We start from the raw sequence: 1,140 nt of genomic DNA on the forward strand, positions 1-1,140 counted from the left end.
CGAATCTGCCTTAAACGCTTTGTTAGTTGCCATTCTAAACCTTTGATTTCCAGTTCATTTCCACTTTTTTGCCAACGCCGTTTTTCAGCGCTTTGACAACTCAAATCAGGCGCAGTTTTAAAGCGCCTGCCACTGAAACCACTTGGAACTTACAACGACGTAGAAAACTGGCCAAAAGCACCCAACAAACCTTTTGGAAAGGCAATGTTACAAAGCTGACTTTCAACGAATAAATTCGCGTCTGAAACGGCAGAACAAAACCACAGCATTAAATATCGAACACAATTTCAGCAAACTATCAGACACAAAACAGAGCAAAATTGCACAATTCATTAGCCCTAAATTTTCTGCCTTAGCTGCATTTTTACCGCTGGCAACTAACGCCCAATTAAGGGGTGAGCAACGCTACCACCCAACCTAAAGCATTGTGCCATAAACACTAAATTGGAAGTAGAACCAAAAATGCCAAGCGTTGGGAATCCCTCTTAAATTGTTTGTTATAACGCTGTTTTATGACTTTGATTTTTCACCAAGATACTGTGAAAACCTTAAAAGGTAGCCATCTGGGTCTTGTACTAAAAATTCACGCTGACCTGATAAACTATCGCCAACGTCATACCATGTGTCTTTTTGCTCTTTGAATAATGACACACCTGCTGATTCCAAGCGGTCGTAAACTGGCGCAATATCTGACAATTCAATTTGGAAATTCACACCACGACCAAGCGGAGTTTCTAAAGAGCCAGTAACCCAAGCATTGTCGTGAATTTGCTCTAGCATGATTTGCACTTGCTCAAGTTCAAGATAGACAAAATCTGGTGATTTCCTTTGGCTTCTGACCTTGAACCCTAACATTTCACAGTAGAAATTCAGTGATTTAGCGAAGTCTGACACCGACAATTCAGGCACCATCGGATTCCAATATTCTTCCATATCATTCCTTAATATGTGTGATGAACTCTACTGCGTTATAACGCCAAATTAAGGTGTGAACAACGCTAACCATCTTACCTAAAACATTGTGCCATAAACACTAAGCTTACTTGAAGTGAAGGCGCCAAGCGTTGTGAATCACTCTTAAATTTCTTGTATGGATAATAACTAACAAATCAGGGTAAAGTGAGACCCAGACTTTAGCTG

Annotated in this window: 1 protein-coding gene; it reads right to left on the bottom strand. The window is 40.4% G+C overall.

Annotation, left to right across the window (positions count from 1 at the left end; translation table 11 throughout):
• Positions 1–510: 510 nt before the first annotated feature.
• Positions 511–933, bottom strand: coding sequence for a bleomycin resistance protein (locus tag CDZ87_RS16895; protein WP_029858134.1), 423 nt, complete (start codon positions 931–933; stop codon positions 511–513).
• Between the last annotated feature and the right edge of the window lie 207 nt (positions 934–1,140).

This window comes from Vibrio salilacus (genome assembly GCF_002811245.1).
GTDB lineage: Bacteria > Pseudomonadota > Gammaproteobacteria > Enterobacterales > Vibrionaceae > Vibrio > Vibrio salilacus.

Bases quoted from the DNA above. Each gene is read 5' to 3' on its own strand.
- CDZ87_RS16895 (WP_029858134.1), bottom strand. From the start codon at position 933: ATGGAAGAATATTGGAATCCGATGGTGCCTGAATTGTCGGTGTCAGAC.